At 72.1% G+C, this 23,116-nt stretch carries 25 protein-coding genes; 11 read left to right on the forward strand and 14 right to left on the reverse strand.

Features of this window, described 5'->3' with window-relative positions; translation table 11 throughout:
• Positions 1-89: 89 nt before the first annotated feature.
• Both DAE25_RS03500 and DAE25_RS03505 read right to left on the reverse strand, forming a co-directional pair.
• Positions 90-1,670 (reverse strand): GAF domain-containing sensor histidine kinase, encoded by a 1,581-nt coding sequence (locus tag DAE25_RS03500; protein WP_107764791.1) that lies wholly within the window; start codon positions 1,668-1,670, stop codon positions 90-92.
• A gap of 73 nt (positions 1,671-1,743) precedes the next feature.
• Positions 1,744-2,181, reverse strand: a complete 438-nt coding sequence (locus DAE25_RS03505) for a pyridoxamine 5'-phosphate oxidase family protein (protein ID WP_056886376.1) — start codon at positions 2,179-2,181, stop codon at positions 1,744-1,746.
• A 165-nt stretch (positions 2,182-2,346) separates the two neighbouring features.
• On the opposite strand from DAE25_RS03505, the gene DAE25_RS03510 reads away from it, so the two are divergent.
• From DAE25_RS03510 to DAE25_RS03520, 3 genes are read left to right on the forward strand one after another with little or no spacing between them, the layout of a single operon-like run.
• Entirely contained in the window at positions 2,347-3,747 is a 1,401-nt protein-coding gene (locus DAE25_RS03510; RefSeq protein ID WP_199907398.1) for a MoxR family ATPase, read from the forward strand.
• On the forward strand, positions 3,740-4,252 hold the full coding sequence (locus tag DAE25_RS03515; RefSeq protein ID WP_107764793.1) for a GNAT family N-acetyltransferase: 513 nt from the start codon (positions 3,740-3,742) through the stop codon (positions 4,250-4,252). The genes DAE25_RS03510 and DAE25_RS03515 overlap by 8 nt, the downstream gene beginning before the upstream one ends.
• Positions 4,249-6,255: a vWA domain-containing protein gene (locus DAE25_RS03520; RefSeq protein ID WP_107764794.1), complete on the forward strand. Its 2,007-nt coding sequence runs from the start codon at positions 4,249-4,251 to the stop codon at positions 6,253-6,255. Before DAE25_RS03515 ends, DAE25_RS03520 begins: the two co-directional genes overlap by 4 nt.
• A 6-nt stretch (positions 6,256-6,261) precedes the next feature.
• Here the strand turns inward: DAE25_RS03520 and DAE25_RS03525 are convergent, their stop codons facing one another.
• On the reverse strand, positions 6,262-6,666 hold the full coding sequence (locus DAE25_RS03525; RefSeq protein WP_107764795.1) for a nuclear transport factor 2 family protein: 405 nt from the start codon (positions 6,664-6,666) through the stop codon (positions 6,262-6,264).
• A gap of 64 nt (positions 6,667-6,730) precedes the next feature.
• Positions 6,731-8,065 carry an ABC1 kinase family protein gene (locus DAE25_RS03530; protein ID WP_107764796.1) on the reverse strand — a complete coding sequence of 445 codons (1,335 nt, stop codon included), beginning with the start codon at positions 8,063-8,065 and terminating at the stop codon, positions 6,731-6,733.
• 56 nt (positions 8,066-8,121) lie between these two features.
• Between DAE25_RS03530 and DAE25_RS03535 the strand changes: the two genes are divergently transcribed.
• A complete protein-coding gene (locus tag DAE25_RS03535) occupies positions 8,122-9,279 on the forward strand; it encodes an MFS transporter (RefSeq protein WP_107764797.1) in 1,158 nt (385 codons plus the stop codon).
• Here DAE25_RS03535 and DAE25_RS03540 read toward each other — a convergent pair.
• On the reverse strand, positions 9,261-9,992 hold the full coding sequence (locus tag DAE25_RS03540; protein WP_107764798.1) for a class I SAM-dependent DNA methyltransferase: 732 nt from the start codon (positions 9,990-9,992) through the stop codon (positions 9,261-9,263). The genes DAE25_RS03535 and DAE25_RS03540 overlap by 19 nt on opposite strands.
• 54 nt (positions 9,993-10,046) lie before the next feature.
• Between DAE25_RS03540 and DAE25_RS03545 the strand changes: the two genes are divergently transcribed.
• Positions 10,047-10,331: a DUF1905 domain-containing protein gene (locus DAE25_RS03545; RefSeq protein WP_107764799.1), complete on the forward strand. Its 285-nt coding sequence runs from the start codon at positions 10,047-10,049 to the stop codon at positions 10,329-10,331.
• A gap of 24 nt (positions 10,332-10,355) precedes the next feature.
• On the opposite strand, the gene DAE25_RS03550 is transcribed toward DAE25_RS03545, so the two are convergent.
• Positions 10,356-11,129 carry a CDP-alcohol phosphatidyltransferase family protein gene (locus DAE25_RS03550; protein WP_234410818.1) on the reverse strand — a complete coding sequence of 258 codons (774 nt, stop codon included), beginning with the start codon at positions 11,127-11,129 and terminating at the stop codon, positions 10,356-10,358.
• Between the two features lie 119 nt (positions 11,130-11,248).
• On the opposite strand from DAE25_RS03550, the gene DAE25_RS03555 reads away from it, so the two are divergent.
• On the forward strand, positions 11,249-12,184 hold the full coding sequence (locus tag DAE25_RS03555) for an L-lactate dehydrogenase (RefSeq protein ID WP_107764800.1): 936 nt from the start codon (positions 11,249-11,251) through the stop codon (positions 12,182-12,184).
• 56 nt (positions 12,185-12,240) lie between these two features.
• On the opposite strand, the gene DAE25_RS03560 is transcribed toward DAE25_RS03555, so the two are convergent.
• Positions 12,241-12,762, reverse strand: coding sequence for a hypothetical protein (locus DAE25_RS03560; RefSeq protein ID WP_159083550.1), 522 nt, complete (start codon positions 12,760-12,762; stop codon positions 12,241-12,243).
• A gap of 174 nt (positions 12,763-12,936) precedes the next feature.
• On the opposite strand from DAE25_RS03560, the gene DAE25_RS03565 reads away from it, so the two are divergent.
• Positions 12,937-14,811 (forward strand): sensor histidine kinase, encoded by a 1,875-nt coding sequence (locus DAE25_RS03565; RefSeq protein ID WP_107764802.1) that lies wholly within the window; start codon positions 12,937-12,939, stop codon positions 14,809-14,811.
• Positions 14,808-15,446 (forward strand): response regulator transcription factor, encoded by a 639-nt coding sequence (locus tag DAE25_RS03570; protein ID WP_199907400.1) that lies wholly within the window; start codon positions 14,808-14,810, stop codon positions 15,444-15,446. The genes DAE25_RS03565 and DAE25_RS03570 overlap by 4 nt, the downstream gene beginning before the upstream one ends.
• Before the next feature lie 60 nt (positions 15,447-15,506).
• On the opposite strand, the gene DAE25_RS03575 is transcribed toward DAE25_RS03570, so the two are convergent.
• Positions 15,507-15,722, reverse strand: coding sequence for a cold-shock protein (locus DAE25_RS03575; protein ID WP_107764961.1), 216 nt, complete (start codon positions 15,720-15,722; stop codon positions 15,507-15,509).
• A gap of 332 nt (positions 15,723-16,054) precedes the next feature.
• Between DAE25_RS03575 and DAE25_RS03580 the strand changes: the two genes are divergently transcribed.
• Complete coding sequence (locus tag DAE25_RS03580) at positions 16,055-17,299, forward strand: HNH endonuclease signature motif containing protein (protein ID WP_159083551.1); 1,245 nt, start codon at positions 16,055-16,057, stop codon at positions 17,297-17,299.
• A 19-nt stretch (positions 17,300-17,318) separates the two neighbouring features.
• Here the strand turns inward: DAE25_RS03580 and DAE25_RS03585 are convergent, their stop codons facing one another.
• The 4 genes from DAE25_RS03585 to DAE25_RS03600 all read right to left on the reverse strand — a co-directional run bounded on the left by DAE25_RS03585 (position 17,319) and on the right by DAE25_RS03600 (position 19,092).
• Positions 17,319-17,756, reverse strand: a complete 438-nt coding sequence (locus DAE25_RS03585) for a hypothetical protein (protein WP_107764804.1) — start codon at positions 17,754-17,756, stop codon at positions 17,319-17,321.
• Entirely contained in the window at positions 17,756-18,100 is a 345-nt protein-coding gene (locus DAE25_RS03590) for an HIT domain-containing protein (protein WP_107764805.1), read from the reverse strand. Before DAE25_RS03590 ends, DAE25_RS03585 begins: the two co-directional genes overlap by 1 nt.
• A 70-nt stretch (positions 18,101-18,170) precedes the next feature.
• A complete protein-coding gene (locus DAE25_RS03595; protein ID WP_107764806.1) occupies positions 18,171-18,527 on the reverse strand; it encodes a YciI family protein in 357 nt (118 codons plus the stop codon).
• A 142-nt stretch (positions 18,528-18,669) separates the two neighbouring features.
• Positions 18,670-19,092, reverse strand: coding sequence for an aromatic ring-opening dioxygenase LigA (locus DAE25_RS03600; RefSeq protein ID WP_107764807.1), 423 nt, complete (start codon positions 19,090-19,092; stop codon positions 18,670-18,672).
• A 227-nt stretch (positions 19,093-19,319) separates the two neighbouring features.
• Between DAE25_RS03600 and DAE25_RS03605 the strand changes: the two genes are divergently transcribed.
• Complete coding sequence (locus DAE25_RS03605; protein ID WP_159083552.1) at positions 19,320-20,030, forward strand: class I SAM-dependent methyltransferase; 711 nt, start codon at positions 19,320-19,322, stop codon at positions 20,028-20,030.
• A gap of 22 nt (positions 20,031-20,052) precedes the next feature.
• On the opposite strand, the gene msrA is transcribed toward DAE25_RS03605, so the two are convergent.
• Both msrA and DAE25_RS03615 read right to left on the reverse strand, forming a co-directional pair.
• Positions 20,053-20,700, reverse strand: coding sequence for a peptide-methionine (S)-S-oxide reductase MsrA (gene msrA / locus DAE25_RS03610; protein WP_107764809.1), 648 nt, complete (start codon positions 20,698-20,700; stop codon positions 20,053-20,055).
• A 66-nt stretch (positions 20,701-20,766) separates the two neighbouring features.
• On the reverse strand, positions 20,767-21,846 hold the full coding sequence (locus DAE25_RS03615; RefSeq protein WP_107764810.1) for a class I SAM-dependent methyltransferase: 1,080 nt from the start codon (positions 21,844-21,846) through the stop codon (positions 20,767-20,769).
• A gap of 89 nt (positions 21,847-21,935) precedes the next feature.
• Here DAE25_RS03615 and DAE25_RS03620 point away from each other — a divergent pair, with 89 nt between their 5' ends.
• Positions 21,936-23,111, forward strand: coding sequence for a cystathionine gamma-synthase (locus DAE25_RS03620; protein ID WP_234410819.1), 1,176 nt, complete (start codon positions 21,936-21,938; stop codon positions 23,109-23,111).
• Positions 23,112-23,116 lie beyond the last annotated feature (5 nt).

A 23,116-nucleotide genomic window follows, 5' to 3' on the forward strand; every position in this document is an offset into this window, starting at 1 on the left:
CCTACAGACCCGCCCGGGAGACCGGGCGGGTCTTGTCATGTCCGGGCCCCTCGGTGGTTGAGGTGCGAGCGCAGCGAGCCTCGAAACCCTCAGTCGAGCGGGACGCGCCAGACGAGCGTCGTACCGCGGGGGGACCCCGGCGAGAGCTCCAGTGAGCCGCCCAGGTCGGCGGCCCGGCGTCGCGCGTTGCGAAGGCCGCTCTCGTGGGGTGCGTCGGGGAGTCCGGACCCGTCGTCGGAGACCGTCAGCACCAGCTCCTGGGCGGTCACCTGGACGTCGACCTCCGCCCGCTCCGCGAGGGCGTGCCGGGCGACGTTGGAGATGGCCTCGCGGAGCACCGGCAGCAGCTGGTCGGCGACGGCCGCGGGGACCGCCGTGTCGATGGGACCGGAGGTGCGCACCGCCGGGGTGTAGCCGAGCACGGGGACGTACTCGCGCACCAGGTTGCGGATCTCCGCCCGCAACGAGGACTGCTGCTTGTTCTCGAGCTCGAAGATCGTGCCCCGGATCGCCTTGATGGTGTCGTCGAGCGTGGAGACCGTCTCGTCCAGCCGGCGCGCGACCTCGGGTGACGACGCCATGGACGCGACCCCCTGGAGCTGCAGCCCGGTGGCGAAGAGCCGTTGGATGACCACGTCGTGCAGGTCGCGGGCGATGCGCTCCCGGTCGGAGAGGAGGGCGAGCTCCTGGCGGTCGGTCACGGCCTGTCCCCGGTCGAGGGCCAGCGCGGCCTGGTCGGCGAAGGTCGCCAGCATCTCCCGCTCGTTGGCCTCGTGGAGCGGGGACGTGCGGTCGAAGACGGCGGCCAGCGCGGTCACCGGCGCCAGGTGGGCACGGACCGGGATCACCACCGCGTCGAGGCAGCCGACCTTGAGCAGCAGCGGTGGAGCGGTCACGTCGAGGGGCGGACCGCTGCGGACCTGCTCGGTCAGCGCGTGCACGAGGGCGTGGTCCCCGGCATCGGCCGACACGGTGTCGTCGTCGGGCGAGTCGGCGGCGAGCAGCACCGTCGCGCGGGCACCCGACACGATGCGGGCCGTGCGCACGATCTTGCCCAGCGCGCTCTCCAGCTGGACCGGGGGCTGGAGGTCGGCCCCGATCTCGGCGGTGGCCTCGAGCCAGCGCCGGCGCCGCTCGCTCAGGCCGTAGGCGCGCGCGTTGTCGATGACGAGGCCGGCGGTGCGGGCGAGCGCCTCGACCAGCTGCTCGTCCTCCGCGGTGAACTGCCGGCCGCCGCGCTTCTCGGTCAGGTAGAGGTTGCCGAAGACGGTGCCCCGGATGCGCACCGGCATGCCGAGGAACGTCGTCATCGGCGGGTGGTGGGGCGGGAAGCCGACCGACCTCGGGTGGGCCGCCAGGTCGACCAGGCGCAGGCCCTCGGGCTCGGAGATGATGACGCCGAGGATGCCGTCGCCCTGCGGAAGGTCGCCGATGAGCGCCCGGGTCTCGTCGTCCAGCCCGGTGGTGAGGAACTCGACCAGCCGGCCGTCGGAGCCGAGCACGCCGAGCGCGCCGTACTGCGCGTCGGTCAGCTGGGTCGCCGCCGTCACGATCCGGGTGAGCACGCTGGCGAGGTCGAGGTCGCTGGAGATCGCGGTCACCGCGTCGAGCAGTGCCTGGGCGGGTCCGGTCAGGGCGGGGTGTCCGCTGGGGTCTGCGGGCGTCGTCATCCGGCCAGTGTGGCGTGGTCGGCGCGTGGCGTCATCCCGTCGGGCGAGGAGGCCTCGGTCGTCGGGACCTGCATCAGAGGACCCGGCGCACCGGCAGGGTCTCCTCGAGGTCCCAGCCGTCGCCCAGACGACGCCCCGTCACCTCGGTGAGGGGGATGCGGAGGTAGAGCGAGCGCCGTCCGGCGGCCCACGGTCGCGGCAGCACGCGGACGAGGGTGCGCAGCTCGTCCTGGTCCTCGACGGCCTCGGCGCGGCCGCGGACGACGACGCTCCAGCCGCGCTGCCGCGGGTGCTCGAAATGGTCGATCTCGAAGGCCAGCATGCTGTCGCGCCCGTAGGTGCCGAGCATGCTGTAGGGCGTGGTGCAGACGACCACGGAGCTGCCGCTGACCGAGTAGTTCAGCGGCATGACGTGCGGCCCGGTCGGGGTGGCGATCGCGACCCGTCCGATCACGCCCCGTCGGAGCAGGGTCTCGCACTCGCTGCGGCTCAGCTCCATCAGCTCGCCCATGGCACATCTCCGAGTCGTCGTCTCCGTGCCCCTGCCGGCGACGTCCGCGCAGGGCCTAGTCTCCATGGTCGGTCGTCAGGTCCCTCCCCAGCAGGGCCGTTGGTCCCGACCGGTGGGACCGTTGCTCCCGGATCCGGCCTTGTGCGCCGGACTAGCGTTGAGGGGGTGACCGAGACTTCACTGTCCACCCAGCTGCCGGCCACCGTCGGCGAGCTCCGTGCCTCCGGGCACGAGCTCAAGACCCTGCGGCACGAGCTCCGCGACAACCTGCTCGCCCGGCTGCGCGACGGGACCGACCCGTGGCCGGGCCTGCACGGCTTCGAGGACACCGTCATCCCGCAGCTCGAGCGGGCCCTCATCGCCGGCCACGACGTCGTGCTCCTCGGCGAGCGTGGCCAGGGCAAGACCCGCCTGCTGCGGACCCTGGTCGGGCTGCTCGACGAGTGGTCGCCGGTGATCTCCGGCTCCGAGCTCGGGGAGCACCCCTACGAGCCGATCACGGTCCAGTCGCGGCAGGCCGCGGCGACGTACGGCGACGACCTGCGGGTCTCGTGGCGTCACCGCGACGAGCGGTACGCCGAGAAGCTGGCGACCCCGGACACGTCCGTCGCCGACCTGATCGGCGACGTCGACCCGATGAAGGTCGCCGAGGGTCGCTCGCTGGGCGACCCGGAGACGATCCACTTCGGGCTCATCCCGCGCAGCCACCGCGGCATCGTGGCCATCAACGAGCTGCCCGACCTCGCCGAGCGCATCCAGGTGGCGATGCTCAACGTGATGGAGGAGCGCGACATCCAGATCCGTGGCTACGTCCTGCGGCTGCCGCTCGACGTCCTCGTGGTGGCCAGCGCCAACCCGGAGGACTACACCAACCGCGGGCGCATCATCACCCCGCTCAAGGACCGCTTCGGTGCCGAGATCCGCACCCACTACCCGACCGAGCTGGACGCGGAGATCCGGGTGATCCGGCAGGAGGCCGTCCTCCAGGCCCACGTGCCCGACCACATCGTGGAGATCCTGGCCCGCTTCACCCGCAACCTGCGCGACTCCGGCAGCGTCGACCAGCGCTCGGGCGTCAGCGCCCGCTTCGCCATCGCCGGTGCCGAGACCATCGCGGCCGCCGCCCTGCACCGAGCGACCGTCCAGGGCGAGGACCGTCCGGTGGCCCGGGTCGTCGACCTCGAGACGGCCGTCGACGTGCTGGGCGGCAAGGTCGAGTTCGAGTCGGGGGAGGAGGGGCGCGAGGGCGAGATCCTCACCCACCTGCTGCGCACGGCGATCGCCGAGACGGTCCGCCAGCACCTGCGCGGCATCGACCTGGCGCTGCTCGTCGACGCGATCGAGGCCGGGTCCATGGTCACCACCGGTGAGCAGGTCAGCGCCCGGGACTTCCTGGCCGGGCTGCCCGTGCTCGGCGAGTCCGACCTCTACGACCAGGTCACCGACCGGCTCGGCGCCACCGACGACGGCGAGCGCGCCTCGGCGATCGAGCTCGCCCTCGAGGGGCTCTACCTCGCCCGCAAGGTGGGCAAGGAGACCGGCGGCCGGGAGACCGTCTATGGCTGAGACCGTCTCCGTCACCCTCCGTCCCGCGGACCTCGCCGACATCCCCGCGCTGCGGGCCCTCGGCGAGGCGGTCGTGCCACCGACCTACGGCCCCATCGACGCGGCGTACGCGCAGCGCATGCTCGACGAGTGGTGGACCCCGGAGGTCTTCGCCGCCTCGCTCGCGCGCAACGCCCACGTGCTCGCCGAGCTCGACGGGCAGGTGGTGGCGATGGCCAACATCGGCCGGCTCCGTGCCTCCTACCGGGACTTCCCCCACGTCACCGGGGACCGTGAGGTGATGTGGAAGCTCTACGTCCACCCCGGTCACCAGGGCCTGGGCATCGGTCGGCGGCTGCTGTGCGAGGTCGAGGCCCTCGTCGAGGGGGACGAGCTGTGGCTGGAGGTCGTCGACGGCAACGAGCAGGCCTTCGGCTTCTACCGGGCGCACGGCTTCGAGGTCGTCGAGCGGGTCGAGGGCGACCCGTGGCCCGACGACGTGTGGATGCGCAAGGTGCTGCGATGAGCCGCTACCGCCGGTACGACGGCGGCGACCCGCTGGCGGCCCCCGTCGACCTCGCCGAGGCGCTCGACCACATCGGCCAGGACGTGATGGCCGGCTACTCGCCGGAGCGGGCGATGCGCGAGTTCCTGCGCCGGGGCGGCCAGGACCAGCGTGGGCTCGACGACCTCGCCCGCCAGGTCGCCGAGCGGCGGCGCGACATCCTGCGCCGCAACAACCTCGACGGCACGATGCAGCAGGTGCGCGAGCTGCTCGACAAGGCGGTGCTCGCCGAGCGCGGGCAGCTGGCCCGCGACGTGGTGATGGACGACGACGACCGCACCTTCCGCGAGATGCAGCTCGACCAGCTGCCCTCCTCGACGGCGGCCGCGGTGAGCGAGCTGTCGTCGTACGACTGGCAGAGCAGCGAGGCGCGCGAGGCCTACGAGGAGATCAAGGACCTCCTGGGCCGTGAGCTGCTCGACCAGCGCTTCGCCGGCATGAAGCAGGCGCTCGAGGGCGCCACCGACGAGGACCGGGCCGCCGTCAACGAGATGCTCGGCGACCTCAACGAGCTGCTGGAGAAGCACGCGAGGGGCGAGGGCACCGAGCAGGACTTCCGTGACTTCATGGACAAGCACGGCGACTTCTTCCCCGAGCAGCCCGACAACATCGACGAGCTGCTCGACTCGCTGGCCCAGCGCGCGGCCGCGGCGCAGCGGATGATGGCCTCGATGACGCCCGAGCAGCGGGCCGAGCTGATGGAGCTCTCGCAGCAGGCCTTCGGCTCGCCCGAGCTCGGCGAGCAGCTGGCCCGGATGGACGCCAACCTGCAGGCGCTGCGCCCCGGTGAGGACTGGGGCGGGTCCGAGCGGTTCGAGGGCGAGCAGGGCCTCGGCCTCGGCGACGGCACCGGCGCGCTCCAGGACCTCGCCGAGCTCGACCAGCTCGCCGACCAGCTCTCACAGTCGTACGGCGGCGCGCGGATGGACGACGTCGACCTCGACGCCCTGGCCCGCCAGCTCGGCGACCAGGCGGCCGTGGACGCCCGGACGCTGAGCGAGCTCGAGCGCGCGCTGCGCGACACCGGTTACCTCCAGCGCGGTTCCGACGGCGAGCTGCGGCTCTCGCCCAAGGCGATGCGCCAGCTCGGCAAGGCGCTGCTGCGCGACGTCGCCACCCGGATGAGCGGGCGGCAGGGCCAGCGCGAGACCCGGCACGCCGGGGCGGCGGGGGACCTGTCCGGTGCGACGCGGGCCTGGGAGTTCGGCGACACCGAGCCGTGGGACGTGACCCGGTCCATCACCAACGCGATCGTGCGGTCCTCGGGCGAGGGCGGGCCGACCCTGCCCGTGCGCCTGCAGGTCCAGGACGTCGAGGTGCAGGAGACCGAGGCGCGCACCCAGGCTGCGGTCGCGCTGCTGGTGGACACGTCGTTCTCGATGGCCATGGACGGTCGCTGGGTGCCGATGAAGCGCACCGCCCTGGCCCTGCACCAGCTGGTCAGCTCGCGGTTCCGCGGCGACGCGCTCCAGCTGATCGCCTTCGGTCGGCACGCCCGGGTGATGGAGATCGAGCAGCTGACCGCGCTGGACGCCCAGTGGGAGAAGGGCACCAACCTGCACCACGGGCTGCTGCTGGCCAACCGTCACTTCCGCAAGCACCCCAGCGCCCAGCCGGTGCTCCTCGTCGTGACCGACGGTGAGCCCACCGCGCACCTCGAGGCCGACGGCGAGGTGTTCTTCGACTACCCGCCGCACCCGGTGACCATCGCCAACGCGGTCCGCGAGCTCGACAACGCGCAGCGCCTCGGCGCCCAGGCGACGTTCTTCCGGCTGGGGGAGGACCCCGGGCTGGCGCGCTTCATCGAGTCGATGGCCAGGCGGGTGGACGGGCAGATGGTCAGCCCCGAGCTCGACGACCTCGGGGCGGCGGTGGTGGGGTCCTACCTCGGCTCGCGCTCGTCCTACCGCGACCACTTCGGCGACTGGATGGGCGGCGGTCGCGGCTTCTGGGTCGGCGACTGACGCGGGTCAGTCGGCGGACGCCTCGAGCATCCGCATCAGCTCGGCGCCCATGTTTTCTACGACGACCTGGAGGGCCTTCGCCGGACGGACCATGACGGTGAAGTCGGTGATCAGCCCCTGCGCGTCCCAGGTGATCATGTCGATGCCGTGCACCTGGAGCCCGCCGACCTCCGTGCGGAACTCCAGCACGGCGCTGTCCTCGCCCAGCCACTCGCGGTCGTAGGCGAGCTGCGGGCCCAGCACCGTGAACGCGGCCGTCAGGTAGCCGACGACGGTGTCGCGGCCCTGCTGCGGCGTGTGCACCGCGGGGCTGCGGAAGACCGCGTCCTCGGCCATCAGGGCGGGCAGCCCAGCCGCGTCACGGCTCTCCACGACGGCGTGCCAGCGGGCCAGGGCGGCGGCGGGGTCCATGGGGGCATCGTGGCACGGCGCGCCGGACCGCGTCGTGCCTCGGCCCGTCGAGGGGGCAGCGGTCTCAGTCGGTGTCGAAGCCCGGCAGGTGGTCGACCAGGATCTGCCGGAACGGTGCCTCGGCCTCGAGCTGGCTGAGCAGGCCGAGGCCGCCCAGCCACGCGCGGTGGATGAGGAGGTAGGACGTCGGCAGGTTGAGCTTGGTCGCCAGCGTGAAGGCCGGGTCGCGGGGGTTGTTGATCCGCTCGAACTGGGCGCGCATCCACTCGCGGCTGAAGCGGAACGTCTCCACCCGCGCGGGCTCGATGAAGGGGGAGAGGTAGTCCAGGACCAGCTGCGGGTCGACCTGCACCTTGTCCTTGATGAAGCCCTCCTCGCGCAGCCCGGCGACCAGGGAGTCGGGGTCGGCGTCCACGGCCACCCGGATCAGCCGGCCCATCGCCTCCGGCAGCTGCCCCTGCGGGAGCCGGGCGACCGCCCCGAAGTCGAGGATGCCCAGCCGGCCGGGTTCGCCGTCGGGTCCGGGGATCGGTCGGAAGTTGCCCGGGTGCGGGTCGGCGTGGAGCATCCCGGCACGCGCCGGACCGACGAAGAGGAAGCGGGCGAGCAGCTCGCCGTAGTGGTCACGCTCCTCCTGCGTGCCCTCGCGGATGACGTGTGCCAGTGAGTACGGCGACTCGAGCCACTCCGTCACCAGGGCCTCGCCGCCCACGGCGACGACGTCGGGGATGACGAAGTCGGGATCGTCGAGGAAGGCCGCGGCGAAGGACCGCTGGGCCTCGGCCTCCAGCGTGTAGTCGAGCTCCTCGGCCGCCCGGGCCTGGAGCTCGGCGACCAGGGGCTTGATGTCGATCCCGGGGAAGACCGGGGCGATGCTGCGGGCGACCCGGGCGATCTGGCGCAGGTCTCCCATCAGCGCCTCGCCGGCGCCGGGGTACTGCACCTTGACGGCGACATCGCGACCGTCCTTCCACCGCCCCTTGTGGACCTGGCCGATGCTGGCCGCGGCGGTCGGGCCGCCGTCGAGCCAGACCAGGTCGTCGGCCCAGTCGGGCCCGAGGTGGGTGGTGAGCTGGTCGCGCACCGTCTGGGTCGGCATCGGCGGCGCGTCGTCCTGGAGGCGGGTGAGGTTCTCCCGGTAGGGCGCCACCAGCTCGTCGGGCAGGGCGGCCTCGAAGACGCTCAGGGCCTGGCCGAACTTCATCGCCCCGCCCTTGAGCTCGCCGAGCGTCTTGAACAGCTGCTCGGCCGTGCGCTGCTGCACGTCGGTGAGCACCGTGTCGGCCTGCGCGCCGCCCAACCGGCGCCCGAAGCCCACCGCCGTACGCCCTGCGTAGCCCAGCGGCAGGGCGGCGAGGCGGGCGCTGCGGGAGAAGGCCTTGCGCGGGAGCTCGGTCATGGGCCCCAGTGTCGCCGATCGGTGGTGACGGAGGTCGCATGTGATGGGGTGGGCGCGTGGATCTCCGGGAGCTGCCGCGGGTGGTGTGGGTGCTGGCGGCCTCCCGCTTCGTCGGGTCGGCGACCGCGTTCGTGTTCCTCTTCCTCACCCTCTACCTCACCGGACCGCGTGACCTGAGCGCTCCGCGGGCCGGTCTGGTCGCCGGCGTCGTCGGCGTCGCATTGCTCGTCGGGAACTTCACGGGCGGCCGCTGGGGAGACCGCCACGGGCACCGGCGGGTGCTGCTGGTCGCGTCCTCGGTCGGCGCCGTGGTGCTGATGTCGGTGCCGTGGCTGCCGGTGTGGGCGATGGTCCTCGCGCTGCCCGTCGCGGCCTACCTCAGCGCAGTCGGGCAGGTCTCGACCGGTGCGCTCACGGCGCTCGCGATGCCGCGCGGGGACCGGCGTACGGCGGTCGCGCTCGGTCGTGCCGCGTCGAACGCCGGCTTCGTGATCGGCCCCCTGCTCGGTGCCCTCGTCGTGACGTGGAGCTGGGAGGCGCTCTTCGTCCTGGACGGCCTGGCGGTGCTGCTGATCCGGGTGGTGCTGAGCCGGGCGCTGCCGGTGGAGCCGCCCGCGGCACCCACGACTCCCGGTCCGGGGATGCTGCGCGTGGTCCTCGGTGACCGGTCGCTGGTGGTGCTGCTCGTCGGCGTGGTCCTCGTCGACGTCGTCTACCGCCAGCTCTACACGACGCTGCCGCTGCACCTGCGCGACTCCGGGGCCCCGGTGGGCCTGTACGCCGCGGTGATCGCGGTCGGTTCGGGGCTCATCCTGGTGCTCGAGCTGCCGGTGACAAAGCGCCTGCGCGGCCGCTCGGCGTACCCGGTCATCGCGGCGGGTTATGCGCTGGTCGGGGTGGGGACGTTCCTGTTCCAGCTGCCGGTGACGGTGGTGTCGGTGATGCTCGCCATGGTGGTGCTGACCGCCGGCGAGATCCTCTACAAGACGACCGCGACGGCCCACGTGCTCGACGCCGCGCCCGACCACCTCGTGGGGCAGTACCAGGGGCTCTACGCCGGGGCGTCGACGAGCGGCATGATGCTGGCAGGGCCGATCGGGACCGCGATCTATGCCGTGGCTCCCGCGCTGCTCTGGCCCGTGATGGGTGCCGTCGCCCTCGTCGCGGCCGGGTGCGTGCTGCTCTCCGCGGTGCCTCAGGAGGCGCGGGTGTAGACGCTCACGTGCCGCTCGCTGCGACCCGTGAACGGCTCCCGGCCGAAGCCGACCCACCGCTCGGAGAGCCGCAGCCCGGCGATCCGGGCCATCAGGTCCAGCTCGCCCGGGAAGGTCAGCCGTTGCGCGATCGGCCCCATCCGGATGCCCCCGGCGGAGATGCTGACGTGGTTCTCCTCCAGCAGCTGGGTCACCGGGTCGTAGCGGTTGACGTCGAGCACCACCTCGTCGGCGGTCACCCGCTCGGCGTCGACGAACTGCCCGCGGCTGGTGAGGTGGGCGGTGGGGACGAGGTTCTCCACGACGAATGCGCCGTCGTCGGTCAGGTGGCGGGCGGCGTTCTCGAAGCAGCGCACCTGGTCGTCCTGGGTGAGCAGGTTGCCGATGGTGTTGAAGACGAGGAAGGCCAGGCGGTAGTCGCGGCGCGGTGCGTCGGCGCCCGCCATGTCGCCGATCGTGACCCGGGTCTCCGGTCGCTTGGCCAGCAGCCGGTCGGTCATCGCCTGCGACTGCTCGATGCCGTCGACCTCGACGCCCCGGTCCATGAGCGGTACGGCGATCCGCCCGGTGCCGATCGCCAGCTCCAGCGCCCGCCCGTCCCCGGCGAGGGCGGCGAGGAAGTCGGCGGCCGCGTCCTCGTCGCCGCGCGGGTGGTCGTCGTACTCCGCCGCGACCTCGGGGCCGAAGCTGTTCATCGGGTCGAATCCGTCCATGGGTCCACCCTCGGGGCGCGTCGTCTCGTGCGCCAGCGCATTTAGGGTGCGGGCATGGAGCTGGAGTTCACCGGTGAGGTCGTCGAGTGGCGCGGCCCGGCGCCCTACCACTTCGTGCCGCTGCCGCCGGACGAGGCCGAGATGGTCGACGAGGTGAAGGCCGAGGTGGCCTACTGGGGCGTCGTGCCGGTCAGTGCGTGGCTGGGGGAGACGTCCTTCACGACGTCGATGTTCCCCCGCGAGGGGACGTGGTTCCTGCCGCTCAAGGACGCCGTACGCCGCGCCGAGGGCGTCGCGCTCGGGGACGTGGTCGACGTCCGGCTGTCCGTCGGACGCTGAGGGCGCGCCCCTGCCCGGTGCGGGTCAGGTGGAGTCAGGGACGGGTCGGGCGGTCGCGCGCGAGCGCTGGGCCGTCAGGTAGAGGCTGAGGGCCACGTAGTAGACGACGTAGGCGAGCGAGATCGCCAGCCAGACCGGGCCGGGGTCCGGGAGCTGGACCAGGAGCACTGCGTAGCTCGCGAGCCAGATGGTGGTCAGGACGAGGGTGGTCCGGCGCAGCAGGTCGGTGCGCGAGGGGTAGACGTAGCCGATCGGGACGAACACCAGGACCGCGCAGACGAGCAGCACGACCGCGACGCTGACCGGCTGGAGGTCGAGGACGACGACGTAGAAGGCGGCGATGTTCCAGTAGCTGGGGAAGCCGAGGAAGAGGTGGTCGTCGGTCTTCGCGTCGACCCGGCAGAACTGGTAGGCGGACGCGAGCAGCGGGATCACGGCCAGCACCGTCGCGGACGTGCCCTCGCCGAGGTAGCCGGCGCTCCAGAGCAGGACCATCGGGGTGAAGGCGTAGGTGAGGTAGTCGACGATGTTGTCCAGGAGGGCCCCGTCGAACCACGGGACCCGCTTCTTGACCTGAAGGTGGCGGGCCAGCATGCCGTCGGTGCCGTCCACCACCATGGCCACCAGGCCCAGCCACAGCGCCTCGACCGTGTCGCCCTCGATCACCGCGACCACGGTCAGGAAGGCCACGGCGACGCCCGTTGCGGTGTAGAGGTGGACCATCCACGCGGCGAACGTCGCGGCGCCCGAGGTCCGTGGACCGGCCTCGGTGTCGGACGGGACCTGCTGCTGGGGCACTGTTTCCTCTGCTCACCGTGCTGTGCGCGGGGACCCGATGCGTCCCGGATCGTGGGGAGATCATGTCATCGAGCGCGGGAGCCCGTCGCGCAACCCGTCCCGGCGTGCCACAGTGGCGCATGTCCAAGGTTGCGATCGTCGGAGCGGGTGCCGTGGGCACCGCCATCGCCTATGCGGCGCAGATCCGCGGGGTGTGTCGCGAGCTGGCGCTCTTCGACCTCAACGCCGACAAGGTGCGGGCGGAGGTGCTCGACCTCAACCACGGCATGCAGTTCACGCCGATGGCCCGGATCACCGGCAGCGACGACCTCGCGGTGTGCGCCGGTGCCGACGTCGTCGTGATCACCGCCGGCGCCAAGCAGAAGCCGGGCCAGACCCGCCTCGACCTCGCGGCCGCCAACGTCGAGATGTGCCGCCAGCTCGTGCCCGCGCTGGTCGCCCTGGCGCCCGACGCGCTGCTGCTGGTCGTCACCAACCCCGTGGACGTCGTGACGTACGCCGCGCTGGAGCTCTCCGGCCTCCCTGCCAGCAGGGTCTTCGGGTCGGGCACGGTCCTGGACTCCTCCCGCCTGCGCTTCCTGATCGCCGAGCACACGGGCGTGGCGGTGCAGAACGTGCACGCCTACATCGCCGGCGAGCACGGCGACTCCGAGGTGCCGCTCTGGTCCACGGCCACGATCGGCGGCGTACCGGTCCAGGACTGGGAGTCGGACGGCTCGCGGCTCGACGCCGAGGGGCGAGCAAGGATCCACGAGCGCGTCGTCACCGCGGCGTACGAGATCATCGCGGGCAAGGGGGCGACCAGCCTCGCCGTCGGGCTCGCCGTCTCGCGGATCCTGGAGGCGATCCTCAACGACGAGCACCGAGTCCTGCCGGTGACCTCCCGGCTCGACGGGGTCCACGGGCTCTCGGACGTCTGCCTGTCGATGCCGTCAGTCGTCGGGCGGGCCGGCGTCGAGAGCGTGCTGGCGACGCCGCTCAGCGCCGAGGAGGAGCAGCAGCTCGCCGCCTCCGCGGAGACCGTGCGGGCCGCGGCACGCAGCCTGGGGCTGTAGGCGCGGCCTGCGGGCTGCGAGCTCGAGCGGGGTCGTGCTCCGCTGCGACCCGATCGTCAGAGCGAGCTGGTGATCCAGGAGATCGAGACCGCCAGGAAGTTCGCCACGGGGTTCAGCAGCGCGAACACCAGCCCCACGATGCCGAACACGCGCGGCGCCCCCGACACCGGCTGGCCGTCCCGCGTCAGACCGGCCAGACGTGCCGCTGCGGCCCCCAGCAGGGCCGGCATGCCGCACCAGAAGAACGCCAGCGCCGGCACGGACAGGATGCCGAGCAGCACGGCACCGGTCTTCGCCCGCTGCGGCGACGTCCCGAAGAACCTGACCGAGCCGATCGACAGCAGCAGTCCGGCCGTCCCGAAGCCGACGACGCCGAGCAGCTGCTCCTCCAGGCTCCGCGGCTGCTCGCCGCGACCGACGTACCCGCTCTGCATCTCCGCAAAGATGCTCAGGCTCATCCCGACGACGCACACGCCGTACGCGATGCCGACCAACGTCCGGTACGACGGCACCCACGTCCGCGCCCTGCCGCCGGGATCGACCTGCCGGGACCCCTGGGTCACTGAGGGTTGGGACATGCTGACTCCTCTGCCGTTCCCCCGGTCGCTCCGGGGGCATGTCCTCAAGGTTGCGACGTCCGGTCGCCCGTGACCAGCACTCCGGCGTCCCGAGGCGTCCCGCACCCGTCCCGTCCTGTCCCGCGGTCGCCGAGCACCCTGTCCACCGTCCGTCCCACGGTCGATGATGGGGCGATGGGTACGCACTCCACCGTCGCTGCGTCGGGATCCACGCACCGGAGCCACGGCAGCACCGCCTTCGAGGGGTCCCGCTCCCCGTCGGCCTCCCGTGCCGTGGACGGTCCCGAACCCATGGACCAGCAGCCGCCACCACTGTCCGGGCAGGCCCTGCTGGGAGCACTGGTCCTCGCCGCCGGGGTCCTCCCGCTGCTGTTCGCGCTCCCGCACGACCGGGTGGCGGTCGACGCCACGTTGCCGATGCTGGGGTGGCTCCCCGTCGGCATCGCCGGCGTCGTCGCCCTGGACCGGCGAGCCCCCGCCGTGGGCTGGGCGGCGGTCGTGGCGGCCACCACGCCCACGTGGGTCCTCGCGTGGACGGTCGTCGCTGCTGACGGCGACGTGGACCGCGACCTCGACGGCCTCACGACCGACATCGCGTCGGGACCGGCGTGGTTGCTGCCCGTCCTGCTGGTCGCGGCCGCCGCGGTGTCCGCGGCCCGCCCCGGCGGACGGGCCGAGCGACGGTGGCAGGTCTGGCTGGTCGCCGCGCCGGTGGCCACGCTCGCCGCTGCCGCGGTCGTGTGGCAGGTGGGGACCCCGCAGGCGTACGGCGTCACCGCCACCCTCGGACTGATGGCGGTGGCGTGCGTGGTGGCCGTCTCCGGCTTCGTCGACCAGCCCCGTCCGGTCGACGAGCCCCTCCTCGACGCGGCACTCGTCCTCGGCGTCCTGGCCACCGGCGCGGCCGCGTGGTGGGGGGTGCGGTGGTTCGCCGTCCACGAGCGCATCTTCGCCGCCGACGTGGTGGCGGCGTTCGCCGGAGCCATGTCCCTCATCCTTGCCACGCCCGCCGCCGTCTGGGTACGCCGCGAGGCGCTGACCCGTCGCTACGGACCGGGCGTCCTCGCGCCCGACGACGTCGCCGCCATCACCGCCGACCTCCGCCGCGACGGGGATCCCCGCCAGCTGCTCGCCAAGGCCGCCACCATGGTCACCGCCACCAGCGGCACCACGGATGCCCGCATCACCCTCGCCGACCCGGACGACGATCGTGACGACGGGGGCGACGCCGGGGGTGACAACGGGGGCACCGTCGCGGGGACTCCGTGGCGGGACTTCCCGTTGCTGGTGGGCGAGGAGTCCGTCGGTGTCCTGTCCGTGCGGGCGGCGACCGACGACGGGCTCGAGGCCCGGCAGGAACGCGTGGTCGCCCAGCTCGCCCCGACGGTGGCACTCGTCGCGCGGGCGGTCGCCCTCGCTGTCGAGGCCGAGCACGCCCGCAGCGACCTGTCCTACGAGCGGGAGGCCGAGCGCAACCGCATCCTCGCGGACCTGCACGACGACCTGGGTCCGATGCTCGCCGGGATGAGCATGCGCGTCGGCGCTGCGCAGCAGCTCTCGCCCACCCCCGCGCTGGCAGCCCTGGCCGAGGACCTCGCGGCCGCCCGCTCCGACCTGCGCCGCATCGTCGCCGGGCTCACCCCCAGCGCCCTCGCCGGCCAGGGGGCCGAGGTGGCCATCACGCGGCTCGTCGACTCCTTCCGGACCGACACCGGACCGGACATCGAGCTGGTCGGCGGGGTCCCCGCGGACCTCGGGCCTGAGTCCACGATCGCCGTCTACCGCACCGTCGCGGAGGCCGTCACCAATGCGCTCCGGCACGCCGACCCCTCCCACGTCACCGTGCGCATCGAGCACCACGTGCACGCCGACGCAGGGACGCTCACCGTCTCGGTGGCCGACGACGGACGAGGAGGCGTCGTCGTACCCGGTGTCGGACTGACCTCGCTGCGCAGTCGCGCACGGGACCTCGGAGGCACGCTCGACGTGTCCCGGACACCGCCGGCCGGCACCCTCCTCACCCTCACCCTCCCGGAAGCTCACCGGTGACGGGCCCGCTGAGGGTGCTGGTCGTCGACGACCATCCGGTCGTGCTCGCGGGCCTCACTGCCATGGTCGCCGCCGACCCCGGCCTCGAGGTCTGCGCCGCCGCCCGCACGGTGGCCGAGGTGGTCGCCCTCGCGGACGACCTGGACCCGGACGTGTGCGTGCTCGACCTCCAGCTCCCCGACGGCGACGGCATCGACCTCGGAGCGCTGGCCAAGCGTCGCTGGCCGGGCACCCGGGTCGTGGTGCTCACCATGAGCGCCGACCCGGGTGCCGTGGTCCGGTCCCTCGGCACCGGGCTCGACGGCTACCTGCTCAAGGACTCCGACCCCCACGAGCTCCTGGCGGCCATCCACTCCGTCGCCACCGGGGCCACCGTGCTCGGTCGCGGCGCCAGCGCGCCCGTGGTGGCCGCCACCGCCGCGGTCCCGGACACCGGGCCCCTTGCCTCGCTCGACGCCCGCGACCGCGAGATCCTCGACCTCCTGGCCCAGGGCCTCACCACCAGCCAGGTGGCGAACCGGGTGTTCCTCGCACCCAAGACGATCCGCAACAGGATCTCCGCCATGCTCACCAAGCTGGGTGTCACCACCCGCGAGGAGGCCGTCGACCTCGCGAGGGCGTCCGGGCTCGGCTGACCGGCCAGGTCTGGCGGGTCCCGCACCGTGCCGCGAGCGCGCGACGCCACACACTCGGATTCAGGGTCGTGGCAGGACGCGCACGGCCCGGAAGTCGTAGCCGTCCTGGCCGGGTGACTCCCAGACGAGGTCGACCCGTTGGCCCGGCGCGAGGGAGCGGTATCCCTCCATCTCGACGTGGCTGAAGTGCGTCCAGCAGCCACCGGGAGTCTCCGGAGCATCGAGGACGCCCCACCCCTCCTCGTTGTCCCACTGCCGCACCACCGCCGCAACCATGCCGGGAGCGTAGCCCTGCAGCGAGGGCCACGTCTGGGACGGAACGCCGGCCGCCCCCATCAGTCATCGGGGGGACCCGCGGTCACGACGTCCACGTCATGAGTCGTGACAGCGTGGAACATCCTCCGGCTGTGGGCGGTCAGAGTTTCCCCGCTATGGGAGTGCTGGGAGTACGACGGCGCGCGCCTGCACGTGGTCGCCCGGTGCGTAGTGGATTGACGAACTCTTGACCGATTCCTGCCATGATTCGAACACATGTTCGAGTAGCATGGTGCCACGGAGAAGGTCCCCGCTCGTGGGGGCGCTCAGGAGCCGATCAGCGGGGGGCTGAGATGACGACCGGACACCTGGTCCAGGAGTGCGGCGAGGCGATCGCTGCGGCCCTGGACAAGGCGGACGCGGTCGAGCTGCTCTACCTCTCACCGGCGGACAAGGCGTCGGCGTTGGTCCAGCTGGCGCGTCTGGAGTCCCGGGTGGCTGCCACCCGGTTGCGGTTGATGGCGGTCGCGGACGAGGTGACCGAGGAGAAGGGTGATCGCGACGTTGCGGCGTGGTGCCAGCGTGAGCTCCTCGTCGACCGGGGTGCCGCCCGCCGCGACATGACGCTGGCCGGGGCGCTGGAGCACCGGTGGCACGTGTTGGCCCAGGGACACCGGGTGGGGGAGGTGTCGACCGCGCAGGCCGACGTGATCGCCCGGGCGTTGGACGACCTCCCCGACGACACCCCTTCGGACATCCGGGCGGAGGCGGAGCGGGTGCTGGTGGAGTACGCGGCGACGTTCGCGCCGAAGGAGCTCCGCCGGCTCGGGAGTCGGATCCTCGACATCGTCGCCCCGGAGGTGGGGGAGGAGCAGGAACGCAAGCGGCTCGAGGGTGAGGAACGGAAGGCCCGCAAGACCACCAGCCTCACGACCCGTTCTCACGGTGATGGGTCGACGACGATCCGGATCCGGGTCCCCGACGCGACCGCGGACCGGTTGCTGACCTACCTGCACGCGTGGACCAACCCCCGCAAGCACGACGGCAAGCCGGCCGGGACGGCCGGCACGGGTGCCGGGACGAAGGTGTCGTACCCGACCCGCCTGGGTCATGCGTTCTGCGCCCTCCTCGAGCACCTGGACCCCAACAAGCTCCCCCGCCACGGCGGGACCGCGACGTCCGTGGTCGTGACGATGGACTACGACACGATGATCAGCGGCCTCGGGGTAGCGACCACCAACACCGGCGGCCGGATCAGTGCCTCCGAAGCACGACGGTTGATGTGCACCTCGCACGTCATCCCCGCGGTCCTGGGCGGGAAGTCCGAGCCCCTGGACCTCGGCCGGGGTCAACGGCTCTACAAGTTGGGCCAGCGGCGGGCGATGGACCTGCGAGACCAGCACTGCCGGGCGGAGGGGTGTGACATCCCCGCGGCGTGGTGCGAGGCGCACCATCTGATCCCGTGGCTCAAGGGCGGCAAGACCGACCTCGCCGACGGAATCCTCCTCTGCTCCCATCACCACCATCGGGCCCACGACGACCGGTACCTCCACGACCGCCTCCCCAACGGAGACCTCCGGTTCCATCGCCGCAGATAGGTCGACGGTCGACGCAGGATCACGCCGGATAGGCGAAGACCACCCCTGAGACACCCGTCGACTGCTGGCACGCCGAGATGGCTTCGCCGGTCTCGGCACCCAGCAACGCCGTGAAGTCGGTCGCCGCGGGGTAGTGCCCGCCTCCGCCCGTGAAGGAAGCGCCCACCACCGCGGGTGGGCCGTCCGCGAAGACCACCGAGCCGGCTGCCTCGTCGAAGGTCGTGCCGTGCGGCCAGAAGACCAGCTCGTCGCCGAGCAGGAGGCATCCCTCGAGCAGGACGAGGTCGCCACCCACCTCGGCCAGCGGGTACGACTCCCACTGCTCGGCCGGTGTGATCACCGGTCCGTCGGAGGAGTCCGCGGACTCCGGTACTGGTCTGTCAGCGCCGCAGGCACTCATCTGCAGCAGGAGTGCGACGACGATCGCGCCGGTACGGGCGACCGCGACGAAGGGCATCAGTGGTGCTCGCCACTGGCGACGTGGACGTGCAGGTGCTTGGAGTCCTGGTAGCGACCCAGGTTGGTGAGCACCCGGGCCTCCCCGTGCTCGAGCTCCATCTGCCTCGCCACCAGCTGCACGACCCCCAGCAGCTCGCGCAGCACGTCCTCGTCCGCTCCCGTCAGGTCGGTGGACGAGGGCACGTGCACCTTCGGCACGACGACGACGTGCACGGGCCAGTACGGCCGGGTGTGGTGGTACGCGAGCACGGCCACCCCGTCGTGGACGACGTCGAGCGAAGAGGGGTCGGCCAGTGCGACGTCGCAGTAGAAGTCGTCACCGGAGTAGTCGCCCGAGGCCATGCTCGATCCTGACACGGGCTGCCCGCCGGGTGTCCGATCCCGGGTCCAGAGACGGTCGGCGGCGCGACCGCTACGAGATGTCGGGCACCGCTCCGAACCGGCGTACCTCCTGGGGCCAGCCGCAGCCCTCCGCGATCTTGCCCGCCCACATCCGGGCGGCCGTCTCGTCCTCGACGTCGACGATGGTGAGGCCGCCCAGGAACTCGGTGGTCTCGACGTAGGGGCCATCGGTGATGACCACCGTGCCGCTGGTCGCGTCGGCGTTGAAGGGTTCCGCGCCCTCCTCGAGCCCGCCGGCGAAGACCAGCACGCCGGCGGCCTGCATCTCGGCGATGACGGCCATGGAAGGCCGGACGCGGCTCTGGAACCACTCCGGCGTATGGTCGCCGACCCACTGCTGGTTGAAGTAGATGAGGTACTGAGTCATGCGCGCTCCTTCGCCCGGGCGGCCCCTGCGGCCCCCTCCACCGGTGTGACGGGCGAGCGCGACCGGAATCGACACCCCGCCAGGAGAATCCGACCCTACTGAGGAGCTCGCACCGCAGCGAGCGACGTGGTCGGACGTGCCATCACGTCGAGGTCGTCGTCGAGGAGGCGACGGGTGCCGGTGCACGCAACGCCAGGCCGATCAGGGCCAGGACGATGCCCAGCACGAACGCCATGGCCGCAACGCCGAAGGCGACGACCGAGGTGAAGAGCGAGGCCTGCAGGAACGCGGAGTCCATCGCGGTCGCACGCACCGGGTCGTCCTGCTCCAGCTCGGCGTACGTCTTCCCGCCCGTGATCTCCTGGGTGTGCTGATCGATGATGTCCGCCTGGCAGAACGCCGAGATGGGCCCGTTCACGCCGTCGCCTGCTGCGCAGTTCGCGTCGTCGGAGACGGTGATCCTCTGGTCCTCCAGGGTGGTGGAGATGACCACCCAGGCGATGACCCCGGCGATGCTCATGACGATGCCGACCGCGATGGCCGTGATTGCCGCTACCTTGCGCATGCCCCGTGTGCCTTTCATCCGGCCCTGCTCGATCGGCGCTGACGTGCACCGAGCGCACGCAGCCGAGGCAACGATGGTGTCGAGGCCGCGGAGGGCCCGCCTCCCCCGGTGCGGGTGAAAGCCCGTACGCCATCAGTGGCCCACCATTCCCATGGCCGCGAACCGCCATGACGGCGCACAATGCTGAGGTGGTGACTTCGAGGTCAACGCATGCGCGCCGGAGGAGGATGACGACGGTCACCGTGGTCGCGCCCCCGCAAGGTCCCGTTCGCCATTTCGCCGGCTGGGTCGCCGACTCGACCCCACGTGGTGCCGCGGTCCTCAATGTCGGCGGCGGCTGCAACGCCTCAGGTGACTTCCCGCGCATCAGACGTCGCGCTGCGTCCCTCGTCGTCGTGGACCCCAGCGCACGGGTGGAGGCCAACAGCGAGGCGGACGAGCGCTTTCAGCTGCCGTTGGAGGTCTTCTCCCTCGCGCACGCGAATCGCTTCGACGTCGCCTTCGCGGTCTTCGTGATGGAGCACGTCGCCGATCCGGTCGAGTTCACCGAAGCCGCGGCCCGGGTGCTCAAGCCGGGAGGCGTGTTCATGGCCCTCACGATCAACCAGTGGCACTACTTCGGGCTCGCGACCTGGGCCACCTCCCGTCTCGGTCTCGACGAGTGGCTGCTCCGACGAGTGCGCAACCCCGAGGAGGTCGGCGAGTACCACGTCCACACGGAGTATCGGATCAACAGCATCCGCTCCATCAGTCGCCATCTCGAGCACGCCGGGTTCTCCGAGGTGGAGTTCCGGATGTGGGACCTTCCGCGCGCGTACGAGCCCTACCTCCCCGAGAGGCTGACGGGGCTTGCGACGGTGTGGAGCCGCAGCGCCTACCGACTCGGGCGCCCCAACCTGATGGGGCACCTCAGCTTCAAGGCGGTGCTGGGCAACTGACGGCCCGGTCGGTGGGGGTCGGTCAGCTGCCCGGGAACCTGACCCCGGTGTTGGCGTGGCAGCGGTAGCCGAACGGGTTCTTCGCGAGGTACTGCTGGTGCTGGTCCTCGGCGTAGTAGTAGCCCGCCTCGGACGCCGGCCGGATCTCGGTGGTGATCGACCCGAGCCTGCGGCGGGCGAGCTCGTCGCCGTACACCTTCGTCAGCTCACGCGCGGTCTCCTCCTGCGCCGGCGTGGTGACGTAGAGGGCCGAGCGGTACTGCGTGCCCACGTCGTTGCCCTGGCGCATGCCCTGCGTCGGGTCGTGGATCTCGAAGAACCGCTTGACCAGGTCGGCGTACGACACCACGGACGGGTCGAAGACGATGCGCACGGCCTCGGTGTGGCCGGTGCGGCCCGAGCAGACCTCGTCGTACGACGGGTGCGCGGTGTGGCCGCCTGCGTAGCCGACCGACGTCGACCAGACGCCGGGGACCTGCCAGTAGATCTCCTCGGCGCCCCAGAAGCAGCCGAGGCCGAAGATCGCGACCTCGTGGCCGTCCGGAACGTCGTCGGTGACGACCGGGGTCTTGAGGACGACGTGCTCGCCGAGCGTCCACGGGGAGGAGTCGCGCCCCGGGAGGGCCTCGTCGGGGGAGGGGAGGGTGGAGGGCTTGCCGAATCCGAACATGGCCCCATTCTCCCCGGGCGGACAAGGGCGGGACGGGAGAGCCTCGGGGCGGCCGATCCGGGCGGCTCACTCCAGGCGGTAGAACCGCCAGAACCCGAAGTCCTCGATCGGCAGCGTCTCGCACGTGGAGAAGCCCGCATCGCGCCCGTACGCCGCGAGGGTCGAGGGCCGCATCACGGTCCCGGTGCCGACGCTCGGTGGCGAGGAGAGGCCGTCGGGCAGGCAGACGAAGAGGCTGAAGCCGTACATCAGCCGCTCCAGCTCGTCGCCGTCCGGCGCGAACTCGTCGGCGACCGCCTCGTCCATCACCACCAGCGGTGCGCCCGGGGCCAGCGCGCGGTGGACGGCCGCGAGCACCTCGACCGGGCGGGGCATGTCGTGGACGCACTCGAAGGCGAACGCCGCGTCGTACCCCTCGCCCTCCAGGCCTCCCGCGTCGCCGAGCGTGAACGTGATCCGGTCGGCCACCCCGGCGGCGGTCGCGTTGGCGCGTGCCATCGCGACGGACGGCTCGTCGATGTCGACCCCGGTGAAGGTGGCCGACGGGTAGGCCCGGGCCAGCGCGATCGTCGACCAGCCGCCGCCGAAGCCCACGTCGAGGACCCTCGCTCCGGGGACGGAGAGCCGCTCGTGGAGGTCGGGGACGGACGCCAGTGCCTCGGCGAGCCGGTGCTCGTACCAGGGCCGGTTGGCGTCGGCCTGTCCCATCCTCGCGTCGTCGCCGAGGTCGTCCCAGCTCACCCCGCTGCCGTCGCGATAGGCCCGGAGCAGGTGCGGGAGGACCGGCCCGACGGACGCTATGAGGCGCGCGACGGGGGCGAGATAGTCGAGGCTGGACGCGTCGGTCAGCACCTCGCGCATCCCGTCCGGCAGGGCGAAGACGGGATCGGGGGACTGCTCGACGGTGAGGAGCGACGTGACGGCCTGCTGCTCCAGCCACTCGCGCGTGTAGCGGGGATCGGTGCCGGTGCGCCCGGCGAGCTCGGTGGCGGTCGCGGGGCCCTCGTCGGCCAGGCTGCGGTAGTAGCCGAGCCGGTCCCCGAGGTACATCGAGAGCAGGTCGACCGCGCCGAGGATCGCGCCGAAGACGCGCTCGGCGGCGGCCTCGGCGGGGCTGTCGGTGGGGGTGTCGGTGGAGGTGGTCATCCTCGATGGTCCCGCTGCCGCGGACGGGTGGAAAGGCATTTGCCCGACGAGGTTCGGGGCCGACGGAGGCCGGGTCTACCCTCGATCCCGTGACCTCCCACGAACACGCGAGCAAGGCCGGATTCGAGACGCGGGCGATCCACGCGGGCTACGAGCCGGACGAGATGACCGGAGCGGTGATCCCGCCCATCTACGCCACCAGCACCTACAAGCAGGACGGTGTCGGCGGCCTGCGCGGCGGCTACGAGTACAGCCGCTCGGCCAACCCCACGCGCACCGCGCTGGAGGGTGCTCTGGCGGCCGTCGAGATGGGGGAGCGCGGCTTCGCCTTCGCCAGCGGGCTGGCCGCCGAGGACACCCTGGTCCGCGCCCTCACCCGTCCCGGCGACCACGCCGTCATCCCCGACGACGCGTACGGCGGCACCTTCCGCCTCTTCGACAAGGTCGAGAAGGTCTGGGGCCTCGACCACAGCCCGGCCCCGGTGAGCGACGTCGATGCCGTCCGCGCCGCCGTCCAGCCGGGTCGCACCAAGCTGGTCTGGGTCGAGACGCCCACCAACCCGATGCTCACCATCGGCGACATCGAGGCCCTCGCCTCGGTCGCCCACGACGCCGGCGCGCTGCTGGTCGTCGACAACACCTTCGCCTCGCCCTACCTCCAGCAGCCGCTCACCCTCGGCGCCGACGTGGTCGTCCACTCCACGACCAAGTACGTCGGGGGGCACAGCGACGTCGTCGGTGGCGCGCTCGTCGTCCGCGACCACGAGCTGGCCGAGGCGATCACGTTCCACCAGAACGCCATGGGCGCCGTCGCGGGTCCCTTCGACTGCTTCCTGACCCACCGCGGGCTCAAGACCCTCGGGGTGCGGATGGACCGACACTGCGACAACGCGGAGAAGGTCGTCGACTTCCTCGCCTCGCACGCAGCCGTCAGCGAGGTCATCTACCCCGGCCTGGAGTCCCACCCCGGCCACGCGGTGGCCGCGAAGCAGATGAAGCGCTTCGGCGGGATGGTCTCCTTCCGCGTCACCGGCGGCGTCGAGCAGGCCCTGCGGGTGTGCGAGTCCACCGCGGTCTTCACCCTCGGGGAGTCGCTCGGCGGCGTCGAGTCGCTTATCGAGCACCCCGGCCGGATGACCCACGCGAGCGTCGCCGGCACGGACCTCGAGGTGCCCGACGACCTGGTCCGCCTGAGCGTCGGGATCGAGACCGCCGAGGACCTGCTGGCCGACCTCGACCGTGCGCTGGGCACCAGCGCGAGCTGACGGGA

This window comes from Nocardioides terrigena (assembly GCF_003047265.1).
Taxonomy (GTDB): domain Bacteria; phylum Actinomycetota; class Actinomycetes; order Propionibacteriales; family Nocardioidaceae; genus Nocardioides; species Nocardioides terrigena.